This is a genomic window from Bacillus sp. FJAT-27225, from assembly GCF_001685025.1.
In the GTDB taxonomy this organism is placed as follows: domain Bacteria; phylum Bacillota; class Bacilli; order Bacillales; family Cytobacillaceae; genus Bacillus_D.
This window is the reverse complement of the sequence record NZ_MAYU01000025.1, coordinates 163,761-184,588: the sequence shown is the minus strand read 5'-3', so window position 1 is coordinate 184,588 and position 20,828 is coordinate 163,761. Positions and strand designations below refer to the sequence as shown.

Here is a 20,828-nt window from a genome sequence, read left to right as displayed (position 1 = left end):
CATTTTAACTGTTTCCAAGGCCTGAAACGGTGCCAATACAAGCTATTGGGGACATTTTGACCGTTTGAAAGGCCTAAAACGATGCCAATAGCACCAGGCAAAAATCAAAATATAGTGCCAACTACTTGATTAACTTAATCAGTTACACAAAATTAATCACACTACCCGTTTTCACATGTCTATCACTCGATTTGTCCTTGTCCCCCCTGCTCTAGGACATTTTCTCATTTCTGTCACATCGTTCTATCCTTGAATCCCCTGCTCAAGGACTTTTTCACCACGTTGATTTATCCCTGAAACCGTTGCTCAAGGACGTTTCACATTTCCGTCTTGGCTTACTAACTTTAATCCAAGGTTTTGCTCAAGATACCGAGGTTTCACATAATCCGTGTATGCCCCTAATTGGCCATATACATTTGGAACCCCCTACATAAAGCATAACCTCACCAAAAAAGGAGCCCCCTAAATAAGGGGACTCCTATCTTCGATCAACCAGTATTCCTCAACCCAGCTGCAATTCCACTGATTGTAAGTAATACTTCTGTCATCAATTGATCATTTTGTCCGTCATCTTCCCTGAGCTGCCTAATCAATTCTACTTGCAGGAAGTTGAGTGGGTCGATGTACGGATTGCGCCTCTTGACTGAGGCCTTTATGTTCGGCGAGTGGTCGAGCAGCTCTTCATCACCGGAGATCTCAAGCAAGATCTTTCTGGTACGCTTGTATTCGTCCTTGATATTGCCGAAAATTCGGTCCCCGGCTTCCTTGTCCTCGACCAGAGATGCGTATTCGCTTGCTGTTGTGATGTCTGCCTTTGTCAGCGCCATCTGCAGGTTGTCGATGGTCGAGCGGAAGAACGGCCACTTTTCGTACATTTCCTGAAGCAGCGCCAGATTTTCCGAACCCTTATTTGCATAGCTTTCTAACCCTGTACCGGCTGCGTACCAGCCTGGCAGAAGCTGACGGCTTTGAGTCCAGGCAAACACCCACGGTATTGCACGCAGATTTTCAAATTTTTGTGAGTTCTTCCTCTTCATTGGACGTGAACCAATGTTCAATTCGCCGATTTCGTTTAGTGGAGTCGCCTGATTGAAATACGTCAGGAAATCCTTGTCTTCAAACACAAGCGACTGATATTTTGCCAAAGAAGCTGAAGAAATTTCCTCAATTGCCTCAACATAGCGAGGATCACGGAAATCCTGTTCGGACTCGTTGGATACATGAGCACCTACCTGCAGCATGGTCGAAGTCGCCTGCTCAAGGCTTCTGTACGCAATATCTTCAAGCAGATAGCGGGATGAAAGAACCTCACCCTGTTCAGTAATCTTTATGCCATCTCCGAATGTTTCAGCCGGCTGCGACAGCAAGCTCCGGTTCAATGGACCGCCGCCGCGGCCGAGAGAACCGCCACGGCCATGGAAAAATTTCAATCTGATCGAGTGACGCTTTGCCATTTCATGAATTTCAAGCTGCGCCCTATATAATTTCCAGTTTGCTGTCATCGTTCCGCCGTCTTTGCTGCCGTCTGAATAGCCAAGCATGATTTCCTGGCGGTCACCAAGCATGCGCAGATGCTCCCGGTACAGAGGCGTCTTGAACAATGTTTCCATAATTTCTGGGCCGGCAGTTAAATCATCGATGGTTTCCAGGAGCGGAGCAACGTTTAGGTCGGACTCAACGGTCCCGTCTGCATGCAGCCGATAAATGCCCGCTTCCTTTGCAAGTAGCAGCACTTCAAGAAGATCACTAACTGATTCGGCCATACTTATCAAATAAACATTAATCGACTGCTTACCGAATTCCTGGTGGGCTTCACGGATTAATTCAAAGACGCGGATTATTTCTTGTGTCTCTGGTGAATAATCCTCATGCAAGAGCAACACCGGGCGCGGATCTTGAAGCAGCCTCAATAGAATTTCCTGCTTTTCCTCCTCAGGAAGGCTGCGGTAATCGTCTGCAATCCTAACCTTCCGCAAAATCTCGGTTATCGCCGCCTCATGCTCGCCGCTATGGTTGCGGATATCGAGTGTTGCCAGATGGAAGCCAAACAGCTTAACCTGGCGAATCAATTTTTCAAGCATTTTCAACTCGCGGTTTGCCGGATGATGTTTATACACACTGCGACTAATAATCTCCAGATCGTCAAGGAGCTCCTCAGGCTGTTTGTAGCCAATTTCACTTTGGCCGACCTGCTTCACTCTCTCAATCATAACCGCAAATTTCCGGCGATATTGCTCCTCGGACACAGTCCAGCGCTTTTCTTCAGGCAAAAACAGTTCCTCGTCCCGGCTGACCGATTCAATTAGCTCATCACTTACTTCAACCCGCGATGTTGCATGTGAAAACCGCCTCATCAATTCAACCAAAACATTCCGATACTTTTTTAACACGAGTTTGCGCTGGCGGGTAAGTGTTTCCCATGTTACCTCCGCAGTAACATGCGGATTCCCATCCCTGTCCCCGCCAATCCATGATCCGAACCTTAGGAAGGTCGGTACCTTCCATGCCTCTTCCGGATAATATTTCCCAAGGCACTCCTCAACCTCTTGATGGATATCAGGAAGCACATCAAAGAGTGTCTTGTCAAAATAATAAAGGCCATTGCGCACTTCATCAATCACGGTCGGTTTTCTGTCACGAAGTTCATCTGTTTGCCAAAGGGCCGCAACTTCGTTAAAAAGACTTTCCTCAATTTTCTTCCGCTCTTTTTTTGATAAAAGCGGATTGTCAAGACTCTTCAACAGGTCGGCAATCCGCTTCTGCAATTCAAGAACAGAACGTTTTGTCGCCTCAGTAGGATGTGCAGTGATAACGAGTTCAAGGGACATATCGGCCAGCACCTTGCGGATGACATCGGAACTTATGTTATTTTCCTTAAGCGAGTAAATTGCTCGTTCAATTGAACCAGGCTGCTTTTTGGCATCTTCCTCGAGCTGATACTCACGGCGCCTCCGGATTCTGTGGTTCTGTTCAGCCGCATTAATTAAATGGAAATATGTAGCGAACGCCCGGATTACCTGGATTCTGAGCTTCGGGTCAAGACTCGCAATTTCCTGTTTCAACTCCTCATATATCTTCTCGTCGAACGTTTCACGAAGGTCCTTGCACATTAGCCTAAGCTTTTCAACAGTTTGAAATAGCGTAGATCCTCCGTTGAATTCAAGAATTTCACCAAGTATATTACCTAGCATCTTCACATCCCGCCTAAGCGGGAACATGCTGTCATTCGTTGCCATAGACTCACCTTCCCAACACTATGTATCAATAAATTTCTTTTTACTATATCACGAAAGCCTCCCGCCTGCCTATTTTGAAATATTATACTCCTTCATTTTCCTTCACTAATCCTTACGAAACACTGACTTTTTTAGGAGTGGGATAAAGCAGGATCCCCTTCGCCTGCGCCCTGCTCCGGCCGGGATTTTATTAAAAATAGACCATCCTCCATCTTCTGCACAAGCCAATGAGTGTAATATTCCCGTCTCTTGCAAAAGCTAAAATACGGCATCCCTGATGATGCCTGCGTTTCACAAAATCCTGCACACGAGGTGATCGAATGAGCTACAGGAACATGCTGGATCCACGTTCAGGGCTTTTTCACCACACGTTTAGCCGTCGGAAGCATACGAAATCGCAGCTGAATGGCCAAACGCGCATGTCTCAAACAGAGATTATCCTTCGGAGCAATGCAAAAGCTCACCGCTGGTAATCGCTGGGCAGGAGAAACGGTGCGGTACCCACATGCTGGGTACCGCTTCTTTTTGAGGAATTGTTGTTAAATATGAATTTCTGATATAATTTGAACCCGTTAATATAAATGTGAACACGGGCGCAAACGCAGAAACTCGGAAATATATGGAACCAACAAAGCAGAAGAAATATACAAAATCGAAAAAATGGGAAACCCTCGGAAGAAGTTTTCGTATGATATATACCCTGTTGAAAAGAAATTATGTTTTTAATATAGTAGACACTGCTATATTTTGGAACTATTGGTGACCGAAGTTTTTTGTGTTTCGTTTCTCCTTTTGATATTCTTCTGCTATAAGACTTTTGGATTGAAGGTAGATTTTTATGATAAAAGAAAAGTTGATTGCCCTTTGGGAAGCGATAAAGCGTTTTTGGAAAAGAAAGCATTTAACACAGATTCTGCTACTCATTGCCCTCATTACATTTCTGTTGACAATTTTGTTCTTCGCTTTTCTGGCGAGTCGTGCGAATGTTGAATCACTCAAGGAGGGCTTAAGCCAGTCGACTGTTATTTATGACATAAACGGCAAGAAAGCTGCCGAAATCACTGCCAACCGGGTTGGCGGTACAAAAATTGAGGAAATACCTCAGCATGTAAAAGATGCTGTTCTTTCAATTGAAGATGAACGGTTTTACCAGCATAACGGTTTTGATATTAAAGGGATTGCCCGTGCATTTTTTGGTAATTTGTTTGCGGGCAGGATAACTGGCGGCGGCAGTACGATTACTCAGCAGCTTGCCAAAAATGCCCTTCTTTCCCCGGAGCAAACGTACAGGCGAAAGGCCGAGGAACTGTTTCTTGCGGCCGAACTTGAAGATGCCTATAAAAAAGATGAAATACTTGAGATGTACCTCAACCAGGTTTATTTTGGCAGCGGGGCTTATGGAATTGGATCAGCAGCAAAGAAATATTTCAACAAGGATATTGGTGATGTGACAATCAGTGAAGCGGCAGTGCTTGCGGGCCTGCTTAAAGCTCCTTCAGCATATGATCCGTTCAGGAATTACGATCGGGCACTGGAAAGGCGGAATGTCGTCCTCGGAAAAATGAAGGAACTTAATAAAATTTCCAATGATGAATACAAAAAAGCCGTATCTCAAAAAATTAAACTCAGCGATGGCGGCGGGACACCGATAAAACGTAAGTTTCCTTACTATGTCGATGCAGTCCTCGATGAAGCAGTTAAAAAGTACGGCTTGACACAGGATGAAATTTTGACCAGGGGGTACCGAATTTATACGCAATTGAATCCGGATCTTCAAACGGCGCTCGAAGACGTATACAAACGCGATTGGCTGTTCCCGCGGGGCCGCGGCGGTGAAATCGTTCAGAGCGGCGCTGTGTTTGTATCACCTAAAACAGGCGGTGTCCTTGCAGTAGTCGGCGGCCGCGGTGAGCATGTTTTCCGCGGCTTCAATCGGGCCACACAATTGAAAGCACAGCCTGGGTCAACGATAAAGCCATTGGCTGTCTACACGCCGGCTCTCGAGGAAGGCTACTCGGCGGAGTCGGAGCTTACCGACGAGCCGATGACATTTGGGGATTACAAGCCTGAAAACGCCACAAGAACATTCCTGGGCAAGGTCCCGCTCTATGAAGTAGTGGAAAAATCACTCAATGTTCCGACCGTATGGCTTCTGAACGATATCGGAGTTAGCCGGGGGGCTGAAACCGCTGAAAAGTTTGGCATTCCGGTTAAGAAGGAAGACCGGAACCTCGCACTTGCACTAGGTGGTATGCATAACGGCATCTCCCCTCTTCAGGTCGCATCTGCCTATGCTGGGCTGGCAAATGACGGACGGAGATATGAGAGCCATTTTATTACCAAAATTGTCGGTCCTACGGGAAATGAAATTGCAAGCCATAAGAAGAAATCTGTAAAGGTGACTTCCAAGGGAACTGCCCGTGAGATGACCTCAATGCTGCTCCGGGTTGTTGAAAAAGGAACCGGGCGGAGTGCCAGAGTAGAAGGTTTGGACATCGCCGGGAAAACCGGTTCCACCCAGCTCCCATACGAGGATATTAGGGGAATAAAGGATCAGTGGTTTGCTGGCTATACACCTGAAGTTGCAGGTGCAATCTGGCTTGGCTATGACCGGACTGACAGACAGCATTATTTAACAACAGGTGCTTCTCAGGGCGCAGCTCCGCTATTTGGGGCTATTATGAAAGAAGCAAAGCCGTTTCTTAAGGAGGATTCCTTTGGGTTAACAACTGCCGGTGAAAAAGGCGAGCCAATGTTATCGACAGATGAACTCCTTGAACAAACGGAAAAATTTAGACAAGAAGTTGCCAAAACTGCCGAAGCAGCCGGTGAAACCATTAAGGAAAACGCCCCAGAATGGAAGGAAGCTATCCAACGAGGGGTAAACGCTGTTACGGACGGTTTTGGGAGACTTGCCGATAAGCTGAAAGAGCTCCAGGAACCGTAATTTACAGAAAGTTAAAAAGCTCCTCCCTTTAGAGGGAAGAGCTTTTTTTATATCGTTTGATTGCAATTGCAGTATGTTTTACACCTGCGAGCGGATGTTTAAATGAGAATTTTCCGGCTCTTGGGTTCTTCGCTTTAATGCGCCGAGCTTCAGCCCTTTTCTCCAAAAACCTGTATACCTTATCCATCCTTAGGACTATTACCGAGATAAGCATCAGCTGAAAGAACGTCCGAATGACACCCTGCTTCAATCTATAGACTGGACTCGGCTTTTGAAGCGGCTCTGGTTGACTATCCATTTCTACTTCCAGCGGAGTGTCTTCCTGGCTGACATATTTGGCGTAGAACCGATTCCTCCATATATATTGGCCTGTTTCTTCAATCAAAATCAGTAACAGTAACACTCCCAGCCCAATTGCCATCCATTCCATAGACACATCCCCTTTTTGGAAGTATATGTTTCTACCTTTCTATTTACCTCTAATAGGGAATAATAAACGGTTAGCATATAAATATTTTTATAAAATTGCCAGTACCCTATTTCTACTGCTCATTGGGTTCTCAGATACTGCTGTCCATGCCCTACCCCATATATTGAAAACCTGGCAGACCCTTTGTTGCGGTTGTAACCTTGAATACACCCCCTGCATTGGGGTATTTTTCAAGCTCTTCATCGGACATTCCGTCTCGTGCTGTTGTTACATATAAGTCTAGCAGGTGCTCCCCTCCAAATGTGCAGGATGTCACGTTCACAGCCGGTATTTCAATTTCTGTCACCTTAATCCCAGTCGCGGGATTCCATCTTGAAACCTTTCCGCCACCCCAGTGTGCGATCCAAAGATGGCCTTCACTGTCAATTGTCATTCCATCCGGAAAGCCCTCTCCATCGGGAATAGTTACACAAATATCCGGATTGCGAATATCGCCTGTTTCAAGATTATACTCGAACCTAACTACATTCCTTGTAGGTGTATCAATAAAATACATAAATTTGTGATCAGGGGACCAGGCCAGCCCATTTGAAATACTTAGCCCATCAAGTTTTTTTGTCAGCGAACCGTCCGTTTCAAGACAATAGAGGGAAGCCTGCCCCTCCTTGCCGCTCATATTCAACGTCCCGGCCCAAAACCTTCCCTTCGGATCACATTTTCCATCATTAAAGCGATTTTCTGGAAGGCCGCCCTCGGGGTTAACAATAAACTCAAACTGTCCCAGCTCTATATCTACAAAGTATAGACCGTTCTCAAGCGCGGCGACAGCCCCTCCAGATTGTCTAGGCACAATCGCGCCAATCCGCTGTCCTACATCCAGAATCCGGTCTTCCCCTGTCTCTGGATAATAAATATAAATCTTTTCTCCTTCAATATCTACCCAAAACAAGGCACCGGTTTTCTGATCCCAAACTGGCCCCTCTCCAAGAGTTGCCTTTGTATCTAGTACAAGCTCAACATCGCCAATCATTAACATCCTCCTCTTTACAAATATGTAGACTCCTATCTGATTTTAACCGTTAAGGCCCAGAGCCAAACCTTGCTCTGAAATGAAAACTGCCGGGCAGCAAGTGCCCGACAGTTCTATCTTTCAATATGTCCCCGAAAAATCCAACAGGGTGATGTGTGTTGCCTGATAGTAGATTAGGGATGCAGCAATAATCAAGAGTGCCACAATCAGATACTTCCACTTTTTCATTAACATTTTTGGTCTCCTCCCAGGACCCTGTTTTCTCTTTCTCTGAGCGTCTGTCGTTTGTACCTTCATTATAAGCTGAAAGAGAACATTGAAATAAATCCATTTATGGCGGGAATGCAAACGATTTGAGAACACTTTGTTAAATTAATCCGGAAGCTTTTTCAAAAAGATTAAAAAGTTTGAATTCAGGGTATAGAGGATTGCTATAAGTTAAAACAGTTTTTGTTGGGAAGGATTATGTAAAATGGAAAAAAATAAAACCATGCTGCAATTTTTCGAATGGCATTTGGAAGCCGATGGTGAACATTGGAAACGGCTGAAGGAAATGGCTCCGACCTTGAAAGACATGGGAATTGATGCTGTTTGGATTCCTCCTGTTACAAAGGCTACCTCTCACGAAGACAATGGCTACGCACCTTATGACCTGTATGATCTCGGTGAATTTGACCAAAAAGGCACGATCCGCACAAAATATGGGACAAAGGAAGAACTTTTGGAAGCCATTGAAGCATGCCACCATCATGGTGTTGAGGTCTACATCGATGTTGTCATGAATCACAAAGCAGGGGCAGATGCCATGGAAAAATTCGAGGTTGTTGAAGTCGATGAATTGAACAGGCATGAAGTGATTTCAGAGCCTTTTGAAATTCACGGCTGGACGCGTTTCGATTTCCAGGGGCGCGCTGATGCATATTCCTCCTTTAAATGGAATTATACACATTTTAACGGTACAGATTATGATGAAAAAACTGGCCGTACCGGAATTTTCCGCATCCTTGGTGAAAATAAATCGTGGAGCGACCATGTGGACGATGAGTTTGGAAATTATGATTATCTCATGTTCGCAAACTATGATTATGACCATTCCGATGTCCACGATGAAATGATCAACTGGGGAAAGTGGCTCGCAGACATGACAAACTGTGACGGTTACCGTTTGGATGCAATTAAACACATCAACCATAAATTTATTAACGATTTCGTCCATTCTTTAATGGATCATCGCGGGGAAAACTTCTACTTTGTCGGAGAATTTTGGAAGCCTGACCTTGAAGCTTGCCGGCAGTATCTTGATATTGTTGACTTTAATATCGATTTGTTCGACGTCGCTCTGCACTATAAACTTCATGCAGCCTCAAAGGCAGGAAGTGATTTTGACTTGACTACCATTTTCCATGACACTCTTGTCAATACCCATGGAAACCACGCCGTAACATTTGTCGACAATCATGATTCCCAGCCGCACGAAGCGCTTGAATCCTGGGTTGAAGATTGGTTCAAGCCAAGTGCATATGCCCTCATTTTACTAAGGCGTGATGGTTATCCATGTGTTTTCTACGGCGATTACTACGGAATCGGCGGCCCCGAACCAAAGCCTGGCATTAAGGAACAACTCGACATCCTCCTTAAAGCAAGAAAAACAAAAGCATACGGTGAGCAAGATGATTACTTCGACCATCCATGTACAATTGGCTGGGTCAGGAAAGGCACTGAAGAAATCGAAAACTCCGGGTGTGCTGTCATCATTTCAAACGGGGATGATGGTGAAAAACGGATGTATGTAGGTGAGCATCGTGCAGGCGAAGTATGGCTTGATTTAACCGGAGAAAGACAGGAAGAAGTTACAATTGAAGTAGACGGCTGGGCTACCTTTAAGGTCAATGGCGGAAGTGTTTCAGTATGGGCTCTTTTATAAAGAATCCATCGATTTCTTTAACCGCCGCCTCAAAACAATTTGGGCGGCCCCGAATCATTGCACAGGCGTCAAAATCTTCGCCCACTATCCGAATATGCTCTGCTTAAAAGACGATACTCGCAACTGAAAAAGGCGGTTTTCTCCCGATTTGGAGAAACCGCCTTTTTATTAAAAATTAAAATTATCAGGATCAGAACCAACGCGCTCATTTTTATTCAATCCATCTATTTTTTCCATATCCTCGCTGGATAGCTTAAAATCAAAGATGGAGGCATTCTCAATGATGCGATGTTCATTAATTGACTTAGGGATTGTTATTACACCATGCTGAAGGTCCCAGCGAAGGATAACTTGTGCCACCGACTTATTGTATTTCTCAGCGATGTCCTTCAAAGTTTCATTTTCAAGAAGCTTTCCCTGGGCAAGCGGAGACCATGCTTCAAACTGAATACCCTGTTCTTTGCAAAATGCACGAAGTTCGACCTGGGTAAGATGCGGATGAAATTCAACCTGGTTCACCATCGGCTTAATCTCGGCATCTTCAAGAATATCTTTTAAATGGTGGACATGGAAATTGCTGACGCCAATGGCACGAACCTTGCCTTCCTTATACAAAGACTCTAGCGCACGCCAGGTTTCCTTGTACTTCCCTTTGACCGGCCAGTGAATCAAGTATAAATCCAGATAATCCAGGCCTAATCTTTGCAGGCTGGCATGATAAGCTTCAAGTGTGGATTCAAAGCTCTGGTCAGAGTTCCAGACCTTTGAAGTTACAAATATATCTTCCCTCTTGAGACCGTTCTCCTCAAGTGCTTCTTTTAATGCCTGCCCAACGCCTTCTTCGTTCCTATAAACAGCTGCAGTGTCTATGCTTTTATAGCCGTTGCGGATAGCGGCCTTGACAGAGTCAATAACTTCCTGCCCTTCTCTAACTTTAAAAACGCCAAGGCCGAACCACGGCATTTTCACGCCATTGTGAAGCGTAACCGTATCCTGCAAATGTGCTGCTGACATTACTATTCCTCCCCAATTACGGTCTCTGTATCTGCCAGTGATCATTTCGATTCACTAAACACTATTATCATGCCACCGGGTTTATTAGATTGCAAATTCAGACCAATCAAACTTGCAATTTTTCAACTCCATAAAAAAGGCTGACCATTTTGGCCAGCCTCCTTCTCTATACTTATTAAAAATTAGTGTTCCTTAAGCGTCTATGAAGGATGGGTAGCAGCTGTTTTTTGAACTGTTCCCCCCTTCACCTTTATGAGGAGGGATAGCAGCTGTTTTTGGCTGCCCTCTCCTTCATCCGTCAGACAAGTGATACGCATTATTTCCTTATGCCAAAAATTTAAACGCTGAATGTAGGAATATCTTTACTCCTTTTTCAAGGGAGTCTTCATCAATTGTAAAACGCGAATGGTGGTGAGGATAAGTGATTCCCTTTTCCTCATTCCCTGCTCCAACATAGAAAAATGCACCAGGGGCTTTTTGCTGGAATGCAGAGAAGTCCTCGCCTCCCATATTTGGCCGCATCAAATCGAGAGCTTCTTCGCCGTAAACTTCCAATACGGTTTCCTCGATAACTCTGGTAACTTCCTCATCATTGATGACTGGTCGGTAGCCGAATTGATATTTAAATTCATATGTTGCCCCATGCGCTTCGGTGATACCTTTAATGACTCTTTCCATTGTAGCAGGAACCGATTCACGAAGCTGTGGATCGAAGCTGCGCACTGTACCGCACATTTCAACAGAGCCCGGAATAACATTGTGAGTTGTACCGGCAATAAACTGTGTGACCGATAAAACTAAATTATCGAGAGGATCAGTATTTCTAGAGACGATGTGCTGCAGGTTGGTTACCACCTGGGCGGCAACCGCGATTGAATCGATCGTCTGGTGTGGCAATGCAGCATGGCCCCCTTTACCCTTTACGGTTATCCAAAACGTATCCGGTGCAGCCATCATCGGACCGTAGACAACACCGATTTTTCCAATTGGCAAGGTAGACCACAGATGAGTTCCAATAACAAGGTCAACCCCGTCCATTACACCGGCAGCAACCATTTCCTCCGCTCCACCCGGGGCAAGTTCTTCAGCGTGCTGAAACAGAAAGCGAACTTCACCTTTAATTTGATCTTTAAGCCCAGAAAGCACTTTTGCTGTCCCAAGCAGCATCGCGGTATGCCCGTCATGGCCGCAAGCATGCATGACCCCTGGGTTCTTTGAAGAAAATTCAAAATCATTTTCTTCCGTAATCGGAAGTGCATCCATATCTGCCCGGATAGCAAGAACCTTTCCAGGCTGGCTTCCAATAAGCCTCGCCATCACACTTGTTTTTGTAGGCCGGGATAGCTCCAGGCCACCAAAGGATGACAGTGTATCATATACAAACTGGGCAGTTTTTTCTTCTTGGAATGACAATTCCGGATTGCTATGTAGATATCTTCTCCATTCAATTACTTGCGCAGTTACACTTTCTGCAAATTCACTCAAGTTAACAGTTGCGTTGGTTGCCATTTATCTATCTCCTCCAGATTCTTAATTCTTTCGATTTCCTAAGTACTTATACAATACCGTATTATCCGCTGTTTTAAAAGAAAAATTCATTTAAAAAAGCCATCCATAACATATATGGACGGCCATGCTGGTTATGCGGCAAGTTCTTTTCTTCGGAACACATATATAGAGGTTACAAGTAAAATAGCAATTACAATTAATGAAAGAATAATAGCCATACCCGAGTGTTCCGGGAACTTTCCTGCTAAAACAAACTCCCCGGCATAATCCGGCAGTTTGGCCGGACTCCATTCGAGCACATGGGATAGTGTACCGGTAACGAGTGTAAGGATAATAACAGAGCCAAGTGCGGCAAACCCTGCGGCTCCTGATACAAAGAACAAAGAGCTAAACAAAACAGCTACTGTGACCACAAAAGTTAACCAAAGCCCTTCGAGGAAAAATGCGCCAAGGAAATTTTTTAAATCAACCCAGTCAAATAAGAGACCGGTATAATACCAGGATGCAATAAAACCGATCAATAATGACACCCAAACCAACAACAGGGTCCCTGCCCATTTCGCAGTAATGAAGGAGGCATGGGATACAGGTTTAACAAGAATCATCGCAGCCGTCCCGCTTTTTCGCTCTCCCGATATGAGTGACATGGATACAAGGACAATTATCAAGATGCCGAGTGTATTGTATTGGGACATACTCGCAATCAGAACTTCAGGCGCACTTGGTACCGGGATTGAAATCTCTGCGCCTTCCGGGAGGCCGCCCACTGTATTGAGGATATCCTCCATATAGTAGCTAATCAATGGTTCCTGGACTCCTAAAAGAATGAACGTAATGGGCATCCAAATCCATCTGAAGTTCCGCCACATCTCAAGAACTTCCTTTTCAAAAAGTGTAAGCCACTGTTTCATTTTGCCACCACCTTCATGAAAATGTCCTCGAGAGTCATCCGGCTCGCTTCAAACTTGACCAGCGGCATATCCTGTTCCGCAGCCTCTTTTAAAAATGCCTGACGTGCCCGTTCAATATCTGACACATAGACATTAAGCTGGGGACCCAAAACAGTTGAATTTTGAACAAATGGAAACGATACAAACTTATTTACATATGTTTCTGCAGGGCCTTTAAAAAGGAGCTCTATTTTGGATTCAGAGTGGCGTTCTCTCAACTCATCCATTGTTCCTGATTCCACAATCTGCCCATTATGTAAAAAAAGCAGTTCGTCACACACCTCTTCCGCATCGCTCAGGATATGCGTCGAAAAAAGGATTGTAGTTTCGGTTTTCAATTTTTCCAATAGCTCAAGAACTTCACGTCTTCCGAAAGGGTCAAGTGCCGAGACTGGTTCATCCAGCATAATCAGTTTTGGGCGATGAATAAGCGCCTGTGCAATTCCAAGCCTTTGTTTCATCCCACCCGAATACTTACCGACAGCCCGCTTGCTTGCATCGGCAATCCCTACAAGCTCAAGCAGCTCCGTGGTTCTTGCTTTTGCTTCACTCTTTGATAGCCCGGCAAGCCTTCCAGCGTACGCCAAAAATTCGGAACCAGTCATCCAGTCATAAAAGACCGGATATTGAGGGAGATAGCCTATAAACTTTCGGATATCCTCTCCTTTTTTTGCATCCGTAAACACGATCGAACCAGAGGATGGTTCCATTAGGCCAGACAACATCCGCAGTGTCGTCGTCTTGCCCGCCCCGTTTGGCCCAAGCAAGGCGGTACATTTCCCTTTTTTCAAAATAAAATCAAGGCCCTTGATAACTTCATTTCCTTTGAAGTTTTTCCTCAGCCCGTCGATTTGGACAAGAGGCATCAGTAATTTCTCCTTCCAAACACAAAGTAAAGGATTGGTCCCAACGTGCTGACCATGACGATGACCAATGCCCAGACCCATTTAGGCCCGTTTGTTCGCTCAGACCGAACTAAATCCACCAGTGCCACAACTAGAAGTATCAATGATATCAACAACACAGGCAGCAAAAGTCCTAAACTAATTCCCGCTATAGATCCCATGAAAATCTCCCCCTTTTCTGTTACTTTTTACCTATTACAAGAATAGTATATCAAGAACCCATGAAAAATACATCCATTGTTTTCGTTTTTGATAATAAAAATTTTAAACTAAAAATCTCTTCCTGCCTTATTCTATGGAGGACGACAAAATCACTTTCTCAGAGCCGTTCTGTTGACTTACCGCCATAAAATTTAAAAACGGGGATAGATATCTTTTATTCCCAGACCAAATAGCTGTTACTCCACACATTGAAGGTATTGCAAAATTGAATGCATGTAAGTACATAAATTCCCCCTCAATTCTATGGGACATAATCAATAAGATTATCATTTTACAATATAAAAGGTTCCACTTAAAATTGGACAAAAGGGGGAATTCAGATGACAACATGCAAAGTTGCCGTCGTACAAGCTGGTTCGATTGTGATGAATAAAGAGCAATGTGTTAACAAGGCAATAAAGTTTATCCTTGAAGCTGGGGAACAAGGTGCCAATATTATTGTTTTTCCAGAAGCTTTTATACCGGCATATCCACGCGGGATGAGCTTTGGGGCAGTAGTGGGAAGCCGTTCTGCAAATGGACGCAATGATTTCCTACGTTACGCAAAAAATGCCATAGCTGTACCCGGTCCAGAAACAGAACAATTAGGAGAAGCAGTGAAAAAAGCGGGAGCTTATACTGTTATTGGCGTGATTGAACGTGACCAAGAAACTAGTGGTGGCACGCTTTATTGCACGGTGATTTACTTTGGTCCGGATGGAAAACTGTTGGGTAAACACCGAAAACTAAAACCAACAGGAAGTGAACGTCTCATTTGGGGCGAAGGGGATGGGAGTACACTACCGGTTTTCGATACACCTTATGGCAAATTGGGTTCGCTAATTTGCTGGGAAAACTATATGCCTCTAGCACGCGCAGCTATGTATGAAAAGGGAATCCAGATTTATATCGCACCTACTGCTGATTCGCGAGACACTTGGTTCGCTACTATGCGGCATATTGCTATTGAGGGACGTTGCTTTGTTTTATCATGCAATCAATATAGTACGAAGGATATGTATGAAGAGGATTTACTTGAAACAGACGAAATGAAAAAAATGCCTGATGAAATCACTCGAGGAGGAAGTTGCATCGTAAATCCTCTTGGAGAATTTATTGTTGAGCCTGTATTTGGAAAAGAAAAAATACTGTACGCGACTTTAGATTTGGATGACATCACACGGGGCCATTTTGACTTCGATGCAGTCGGACATTATAATCGGAAAGATGTGTTTCAATTAATTGTGAATGAAGGCAAACAATAGATTTCCTTTTAGTATATTTATTCTTAAGAGTGCCTGCACGAGCGATATTGCTAAAATACCGGGTAAGGCGCTCTTTGTTTTCGTTTTTTATTAAGCTAAACTCCAGAGTTGAATTGGCTAATGAGCCCCCGCATATTTTACATGGTCTTGTTAATAGTTATTAGTGATTTTCGATAAAAATCTAGGAAACCATTTTTTATTTATTCCCCAACTCTCTTTAAACCAGCCATTTTGCTTTAATATAAAGATAGCTTTTAAATAGGCATCCTCATTGTGATGGTTCTTTTTTTGAATCCTAATTTTTCATACAGTTTAATGGCTTGATTTCCTGTATATACACTTAAACGACCCTCATGTACGATCCCAGCCTCTATCAGTCTTTTTAAAATTCCATTTCCGCTAAATTCTTCTATTACACATAATTCATAAATATCTCCAACTATCTTTTCTGTAAATTAGTCTTTGCTTGTTCCTATAAAAATCCAACCCATTAGAATATCGCCTTCAGTTGCTGCTATTAAATACTAGCTTCCTTTCTGTAATAGTGGTTCAATAAGTTGTTTGACTTTTTCAATTTGATGGTACAGTCTGGCTTAATGTTCCATCAAATAAAGCTTGTGGTGAAAGGGACAAAGCCTTTTTTATATTCCGAATCGTTTGGTTTCCTAATACCATAAATAGAATTTTATCTCCCACTACTTTTAAGCCGATTGCCGGTTATTGACTGTTTTTTTAGCAGGAGTAATTCAGGCCATATTTAAACCAGAATTGAACTTAAAGAGAATAGTTTGTAAGTTAGCCTATTCTCTCCCCTCCATTTTCAAAGGGACGTATCCAATTTCCCCAACTATCTGCTGCCCCTGGGGACCCTGCATCCATTCAAGAAATGGAGTAATGTGTTTATTCGGATTGTCCTTTATTGTGATTGCATAAAGGTTGACGACGAATGGATACTTACCTGAGCGGATATTTTCTTCGTTTGGTTCAACTCCATCGATAGAAAGCAACTTTATTTCCCTGCTTGGGTTCATTCCTGTCGTAAAAAAGCGGAATGAATAGCCTAGAGCGTTTTTATAGTTTCGGTAATTGGCAACCTCCTCAATTAAATCGCCCATTCCGCTTACTTCTTCCTTTAGAGGATCCATTAAAGGGGTATCGCTCATAACGACTTGCATAATGGTTTGCGAACCTGACCCTTGAGGCCGCTGGAAAGCGCGAATTTTCTCATCACTTCCGCCAACTGCATTGCAATTCGTCAGTTTGCCTGAGTAAATGTCTCTTATTTGATTTGTTGCCAGATTGTCGACAGAGTTCTTGCTGTTTACGAAGAAAACAAATGCTTCTTTCCCAATCGGAGTTAAAACGAGTTCTTTATCAAATCTCTCTGCCAGTTGCTTCTGCTCTTGGGAAGGCTGGGCCCCAAAGAAAATATCTACTTCTCCCTTAACAAGCCGTTCAAACGCATAAATCGTATTCGTAAAACTGACAACTTCAATTTGCCTTTTATTATTGAAATATATATCACTTATTCCAGTGTAAACTGCATTTGCAAAGGCAGAATAGACCGGAAAGGCTGCCTCGGCACCATCAAGAACTGGCATTTCTTCTTGATTATTAATACTAAAAGTAGCCGGTTCATTTAGCTTTGGGAGCTTATTATTCTCATTGTGTACATAATAAGGCTCAAGGTCTACACTGGAATAGCCATTTTCATACTTAAACCCGTATGATGGAAGTACTTCCTGAATCCTATGCCAGTGGGTGATGCCAATTGTAGTTATACATAGTACAAATACTGCTGTTCCTGATACTGCTATACTTAATTTAAGAGCTCTTCTATGGTAGATCAAATAAGCGAGGAGAAACATGAAATAATAGAGGAATGGAGCAAGTAAGCCGGCAATTCTCAGCCCGGTAAGAAAGGTAATAAAATTGTATGGTAAAAACGGGAAAAATCCGAATACGTAAACCCCCCAGAGATTTTCGCCAACAAAGCCTTTTGTAGCTAACATCAGAACCGCTCCAAGGCTGACGGCTACTAAAGCAGGAAGTGAAACAGGAAGAAATCGAGCAACACTTGTTTTAGGTTCAGTATCTTTTTTAGCAAAATGTACTCCGGCCCAGATTCCGGATGCAATATACAAAAACAGCGCATAATACGAAGTTGCTTCGCCTAGTGCCAGCGCCAATCCTAATGCCCCCACCGATATCACGAATGGCACAAATAGAAAATAAAGCAAAACAAGGATTGTATTCCGTTTCAACTTCTTCATCCCCTAAAATATACTTTAGTGTAATTTTACACTATCCAATACATCTACACAATTATTTTTCTGAATTTTTTAATTATAAAATCATCTGCTCTTTTCTTTTAGAAATTAATTTTGTTTGGATGGTTCACTGCTTAGCACATTTATGGGGAGCCTAAACCAAGCAGCAGCCGGGTTCCGGGTTTAATTCCAGCTTTAACGTTACGTTGTTCATTATTTTGGGTAAATAGATACAAACTAGAAGCAGGGAGGTATGGAAATGTGGATTGTGTACATTAGTATCGCAATTTTTGTAGGGGCGATAGGGTTTCTTGGCTATTCGGCGTTCAAAACACTGAAAGCTTCTAAGCCTGCCATCGATCAATTGAATGAAACTGTGGCCCGGCTCCAGCGCAAGGTTGATACAATTAAAGTAGAAACAACACAGCTAACTGAAAACCAACAGGAAATTATGGAAGATATCGATTATAAAAAAGAAGCAATCCAGTATACAACTGAAGCAGGTAAACAGACAGTAGCTAATGTTAAAAAACTGATTAAATTCAGGCCTCTTTCAAAAGTATCAAGGAAAAAGAAATCAAGACGTCCTGCATATTAAAAGCCCGAGGCCATGTGCCACGGGCTTTTTAACGTGCTATTAGTTGCTATTAATATGCTAGCATATTGATAGTTCACCTCTACACTCGAGTTCTATGTCTGTCTGCCGATTGTTTAATTAATTCAGGCAGCCACTGATGGACATCGGAAAACAAAAAGCCCTCTTTCTTTGCTCTTTCATTGCTCATAATCCATGAAAATGGTATGCCATACGGAGAATGATTTTCTTTTGTCGCCTTCTTTGCCAGTACTGCTTTTTTGCCAGTCGCTTTCTCAATTAAAGATATTATTTCATTCATCGAAACGGTTCCATCGGAACTTCCGTTGATTGGCCCTATAACTCCATTAACTCCTGCCCAGGCAATAAATCTCCCAGCTTCTTTTGATAAAATATAATCCATCTCGGCTTCAACATCCGGAAAAAAAATCTCTTCTCCGTCCATAACCTTTTTAATATGGAAGTCCAGCCGCCCAGTATAATCATCGGGTCCCATTACAATTGGCACTCTTGCCGCTGAAACTTCAAACGGAGCTTTCTGGAAGAATACTGCTTCGGCCTGCCGTTTTCCTTCTCCATATGGAAGGTTCTCACTATTGCCAACGGCAAAATTATATGTGTACGGATCGAAATCCGCTTCTATGCAGGCGTTTTTTTGGTCAAGATGATCGTATACGGATTTTGTTGAGGTAAATACATACTTTTTGGTTTTTCCGGAAAACGTATCAATTGCCAAAAGGGCATCATCTGGTTTATAACAAATTTGGTCAAAGACAATGTCCCATTCTGTATTCGAGAAAGCCTTTTTAAAGTTATTCCCTTTTGTTCTGTCACATCTGATCGTGCCAACATTTTCCGAAAATTGCGGAATGGTGTTTCCCCTCGTCGCAACAGTCACATCGATTCCCTGTTCCAGTAACGCTTCAACCAGGTGTACCCCAAAAAACCTCGTTCCCCCCAGGACTAATGCTTTTTTCAATGAAATCTCCCCCTCATCCCATCTAATTTGATTCTTTATAAAGGTACTGCTTTCAGAGACTAGCAAACCGTTTTCCTTTTTTAAAAATAAACCAGCCAATTGCCAGCATTAAAATCGCTAGTCCGTCAAAGGATAAATCATACGTAAAGGAATAAGGGCTGAATGGGCGAACATGGTGGATTTGCAATATATGATGATTGATGATTCCTTCAGCAAGGTTAAAAGAACCAGCACCTAGCAGAAAGCTGCCCCAAAACGTATAGCCGCTGCCCTTTCTTCCTCCTGAAAGATCCTGCCACATTAAAAGTCCGGCAATAAAAATAACAATGGTTACGAACAGATGGAAAACACCATCGCTGAAAATCTGCCCTTCCCGGTTCGTATGCATATAAATACTGTGCCATTGCAAAAGCTGGTGAAGAATAATTCCATCAAGCATTCCGATCATGCCAATCCCGAATAGAAACGGACCCCAAAATGATTTCATACTTTTCTCCCTTCCTTTTTATGCCCATTATTGCCTCTGGAAAGGAGCTATAAACCAATTGAACTTCAGAAAGCAAGCCTCGTTCATTCCATAATCTTCACTTATAGAGTTACATTTTCCAGCCTTTGTGGAGCAAAACAAAGGGCTCCCCTTCAAAATGGGTGAAGCCCTTTTTAGAAAAATTTCAACTCTTTCAAAGCCTGTTCCAAATTACTGTATATTGCTATGTCTTCAAGCATTATACCTAGATTAACAAAGGTTTTGCTGATTTCCCCGCTCATCCCTGTAATAACAGGTTTTACTCCTAACAGATTCAGCGATTTAAGCAATTTGAAAAGCACTTCAATTCCAATCAAGTCTACTTCGACGACTCCTGATAAATCAATCACCAAAGTTTCAATTCTTTTCCTGACACAGGTATACAGCGTGTCGGCGATAAGGGTTTCCGATCTCATTTCGTTGATGTCGCCAATCAATGGCAAAACTGCCAATTTACTTGAAATCGGCACAATGGGTACAGAAATTTTCAGGTATAATTCCCGGGATTCCTTTAAGAGCTGCTCCGCATTTTTCGTAAAGGCGGTACTGAAACCATGAACCATCATATTAAAAATATGGTCTATCTCGTTAATTACATGTAGGATATCGTCGGCTTGAGCGTTTATTTTTTTGCCTTCTTCAAAAATAAATGACCAAATGACATTTTTATAAACTGTTACACCTCTAATTGTATTGCCCAAATCCCCATTGTTTTCAACTGAATAATGTCCGATTTTTTCTCCCCATTTGAATGCATGTTCCTTTACATCCTCTTCCTTCAGCCCTTCCAATACCATTCTGACTAATTCTTGAAAATATGAATTAGTACGCTCCCGTATTTCCTCACTTGCGAAATCGTAGGCATAAAATCGAGACATTTCCCTCATTAAAGTTTCGGTGAGCAGATTTATACTCTCTTCGATTTTTCCGCTTAAGTGTAATTTGAGCTGAGTAAGTTCCATGGATTAATTTCTCCTATCTAAATTCTACTTTGACAATACCATGAAAGCGTTATGAAGGAAAATTTAAAGGTGTATATTTTTATAA

At 43.0% G+C, this 20,828-nt stretch carries 17 protein-coding genes and 1 pseudogene; 5 read left to right on the top strand and 13 right to left on the bottom strand.

What is annotated here, in order from left to right; all coding sequences use genetic code 11:
* Positions 1-488: 488 nt before the first annotated feature.
* Complete coding sequence (gene ppc / locus A8F94_RS23375) at positions 489-3,236, bottom strand: phosphoenolpyruvate carboxylase (RefSeq protein WP_066206527.1); 2,748 nt, start codon at positions 3,234-3,236, stop codon at positions 489-491.
* Between the two features lie 320 nt (positions 3,237-3,556).
* Here ppc and A8F94_RS25260 point away from each other — a divergent pair, with 320 nt between their 5' ends.
* Both A8F94_RS25260 and A8F94_RS23370 read left to right on the top strand, forming a co-directional pair.
* Positions 3,557-3,709 carry a YpzG family protein gene (locus A8F94_RS25260; protein ID WP_077247885.1) on the top strand — a complete coding sequence of 51 codons (153 nt, stop codon included), beginning with the start codon at positions 3,557-3,559 and terminating at the stop codon, positions 3,707-3,709.
* A gap of 365 nt (positions 3,710-4,074) precedes the next feature.
* Positions 4,075-6,183 (top strand): transglycosylase domain-containing protein, encoded by a 2,109-nt coding sequence (locus tag A8F94_RS23370; RefSeq protein ID WP_066206524.1) that lies wholly within the window; start codon positions 4,075-4,077, stop codon positions 6,181-6,183.
* 28 nt (positions 6,184-6,211) lie between these two features.
* Here the strand turns inward: A8F94_RS23370 and A8F94_RS23365 are convergent, their stop codons facing one another.
* Both A8F94_RS23365 and A8F94_RS23360 read right to left on the bottom strand, forming a co-directional pair.
* On the bottom strand, positions 6,212-6,613 hold the full coding sequence (locus A8F94_RS23365) for a hypothetical protein (RefSeq protein WP_066206521.1): 402 nt from the start codon (positions 6,611-6,613) through the stop codon (positions 6,212-6,214).
* Between the two features lie 151 nt (positions 6,614-6,764).
* Positions 6,765-7,643, bottom strand: a complete 879-nt coding sequence (locus A8F94_RS23360) for an SMP-30/gluconolactonase/LRE family protein (RefSeq protein WP_066206518.1) — start codon at positions 7,641-7,643, stop codon at positions 6,765-6,767.
* Between the two features lie 472 nt (positions 7,644-8,115).
* On the opposite strand from A8F94_RS23360, the gene A8F94_RS23355 reads away from it, so the two are divergent.
* The gene (locus A8F94_RS23355) at positions 8,116-9,567 is read left to right on the top strand and encodes an alpha-amylase (protein WP_066206515.1); all 1,452 of its coding nucleotides are present in this window, start codon (positions 8,116-8,118) and stop codon (positions 9,565-9,567) included.
* A gap of 168 nt (positions 9,568-9,735) precedes the next feature.
* On the opposite strand, the gene A8F94_RS23350 is transcribed toward A8F94_RS23355, so the two are convergent.
* From A8F94_RS23350 to A8F94_RS23330, 5 genes are all read right to left on the bottom strand, one after another.
* Positions 9,736-10,581 (bottom strand): aldo/keto reductase, encoded by an 846-nt coding sequence (locus A8F94_RS23350; RefSeq protein ID WP_066206512.1) that lies wholly within the window; start codon positions 10,579-10,581, stop codon positions 9,736-9,738.
* A 324-nt stretch (positions 10,582-10,905) separates the two neighbouring features.
* The gene (locus A8F94_RS23345; RefSeq protein WP_066206509.1) at positions 10,906-12,090 is read right to left on the bottom strand and encodes a M20 family metallopeptidase; all 1,185 of its coding nucleotides are present in this window, start codon (positions 12,088-12,090) and stop codon (positions 10,906-10,908) included.
* Positions 12,091-12,221: 131 nt separating this feature from the next.
* Positions 12,222-13,001: an ABC transporter permease gene (locus tag A8F94_RS23340; RefSeq protein ID WP_066206506.1), complete on the bottom strand. Its 780-nt coding sequence runs from the start codon at positions 12,999-13,001 to the stop codon at positions 12,222-12,224.
* Positions 12,998-13,906 carry an ABC transporter ATP-binding protein gene (locus A8F94_RS23335; protein WP_066206503.1) on the bottom strand — a complete coding sequence of 303 codons (909 nt, stop codon included), beginning with the start codon at positions 13,904-13,906 and terminating at the stop codon, positions 12,998-13,000. The genes A8F94_RS23340 and A8F94_RS23335 overlap by 4 nt, the downstream gene beginning before the upstream one ends.
* Positions 13,906-14,106: a PLD nuclease N-terminal domain-containing protein gene (locus A8F94_RS23330; RefSeq protein ID WP_066206497.1), complete on the bottom strand. Its 201-nt coding sequence runs from the start codon at positions 14,104-14,106 to the stop codon at positions 13,906-13,908. The genes A8F94_RS23335 and A8F94_RS23330 overlap by 1 nt, the downstream gene beginning before the upstream one ends.
* Before the next feature lie 381 nt (positions 14,107-14,487).
* Between A8F94_RS23330 and A8F94_RS23325 the strand changes: the two genes are divergently transcribed.
* Positions 14,488-15,411 (top strand): carbon-nitrogen hydrolase family protein, encoded by a 924-nt coding sequence (locus A8F94_RS23325; RefSeq protein WP_066206493.1) that lies wholly within the window; start codon positions 14,488-14,490, stop codon positions 15,409-15,411.
* Positions 15,412-15,665: 254 nt separating this feature from the next.
* Here A8F94_RS23325 and A8F94_RS26605 read toward each other — a convergent pair.
* A pseudogene (locus tag A8F94_RS26605) lies at positions 15,666-16,090 on the bottom strand (GNAT family N-acetyltransferase).
* Between the two features lie 121 nt (positions 16,091-16,211).
* The gene (locus tag A8F94_RS23320; protein WP_254660935.1) at positions 16,212-17,675 is read right to left on the bottom strand and encodes a PstS family phosphate ABC transporter substrate-binding protein; all 1,464 of its coding nucleotides are present in this window, start codon (positions 17,673-17,675) and stop codon (positions 16,212-16,214) included.
* A gap of 265 nt (positions 17,676-17,940) precedes the next feature.
* Here A8F94_RS23320 and A8F94_RS23315 point away from each other — a divergent pair, with 265 nt between their 5' ends.
* Positions 17,941-18,279: a DUF948 domain-containing protein gene (locus tag A8F94_RS23315; protein WP_066206489.1), complete on the top strand. Its 339-nt coding sequence runs from the start codon at positions 17,941-17,943 to the stop codon at positions 18,277-18,279.
* 79 nt (positions 18,280-18,358) lie between these two features.
* Here A8F94_RS23315 and A8F94_RS23310 read toward each other — a convergent pair whose 3' ends face one another.
* From A8F94_RS23310 to A8F94_RS23300, 3 genes are all read right to left on the bottom strand, one after another.
* Positions 18,359-19,255 (bottom strand): NAD-dependent epimerase/dehydratase family protein, encoded by an 897-nt coding sequence (locus A8F94_RS23310; RefSeq protein WP_066206486.1) that lies wholly within the window; start codon positions 19,253-19,255, stop codon positions 18,359-18,361.
* Positions 19,256-19,307: 52 nt separating this feature from the next.
* On the bottom strand, positions 19,308-19,742 hold the full coding sequence (locus A8F94_RS23305) for a DUF2243 domain-containing protein (protein WP_066206483.1): 435 nt from the start codon (positions 19,740-19,742) through the stop codon (positions 19,308-19,310).
* A gap of 173 nt (positions 19,743-19,915) precedes the next feature.
* Positions 19,916-20,743 (bottom strand): STAS domain-containing protein, encoded by an 828-nt coding sequence (locus tag A8F94_RS23300; RefSeq protein WP_066206481.1) that lies wholly within the window; start codon positions 20,741-20,743, stop codon positions 19,916-19,918.
* Between the last annotated feature and the right edge of the window lie 85 nt (positions 20,744-20,828).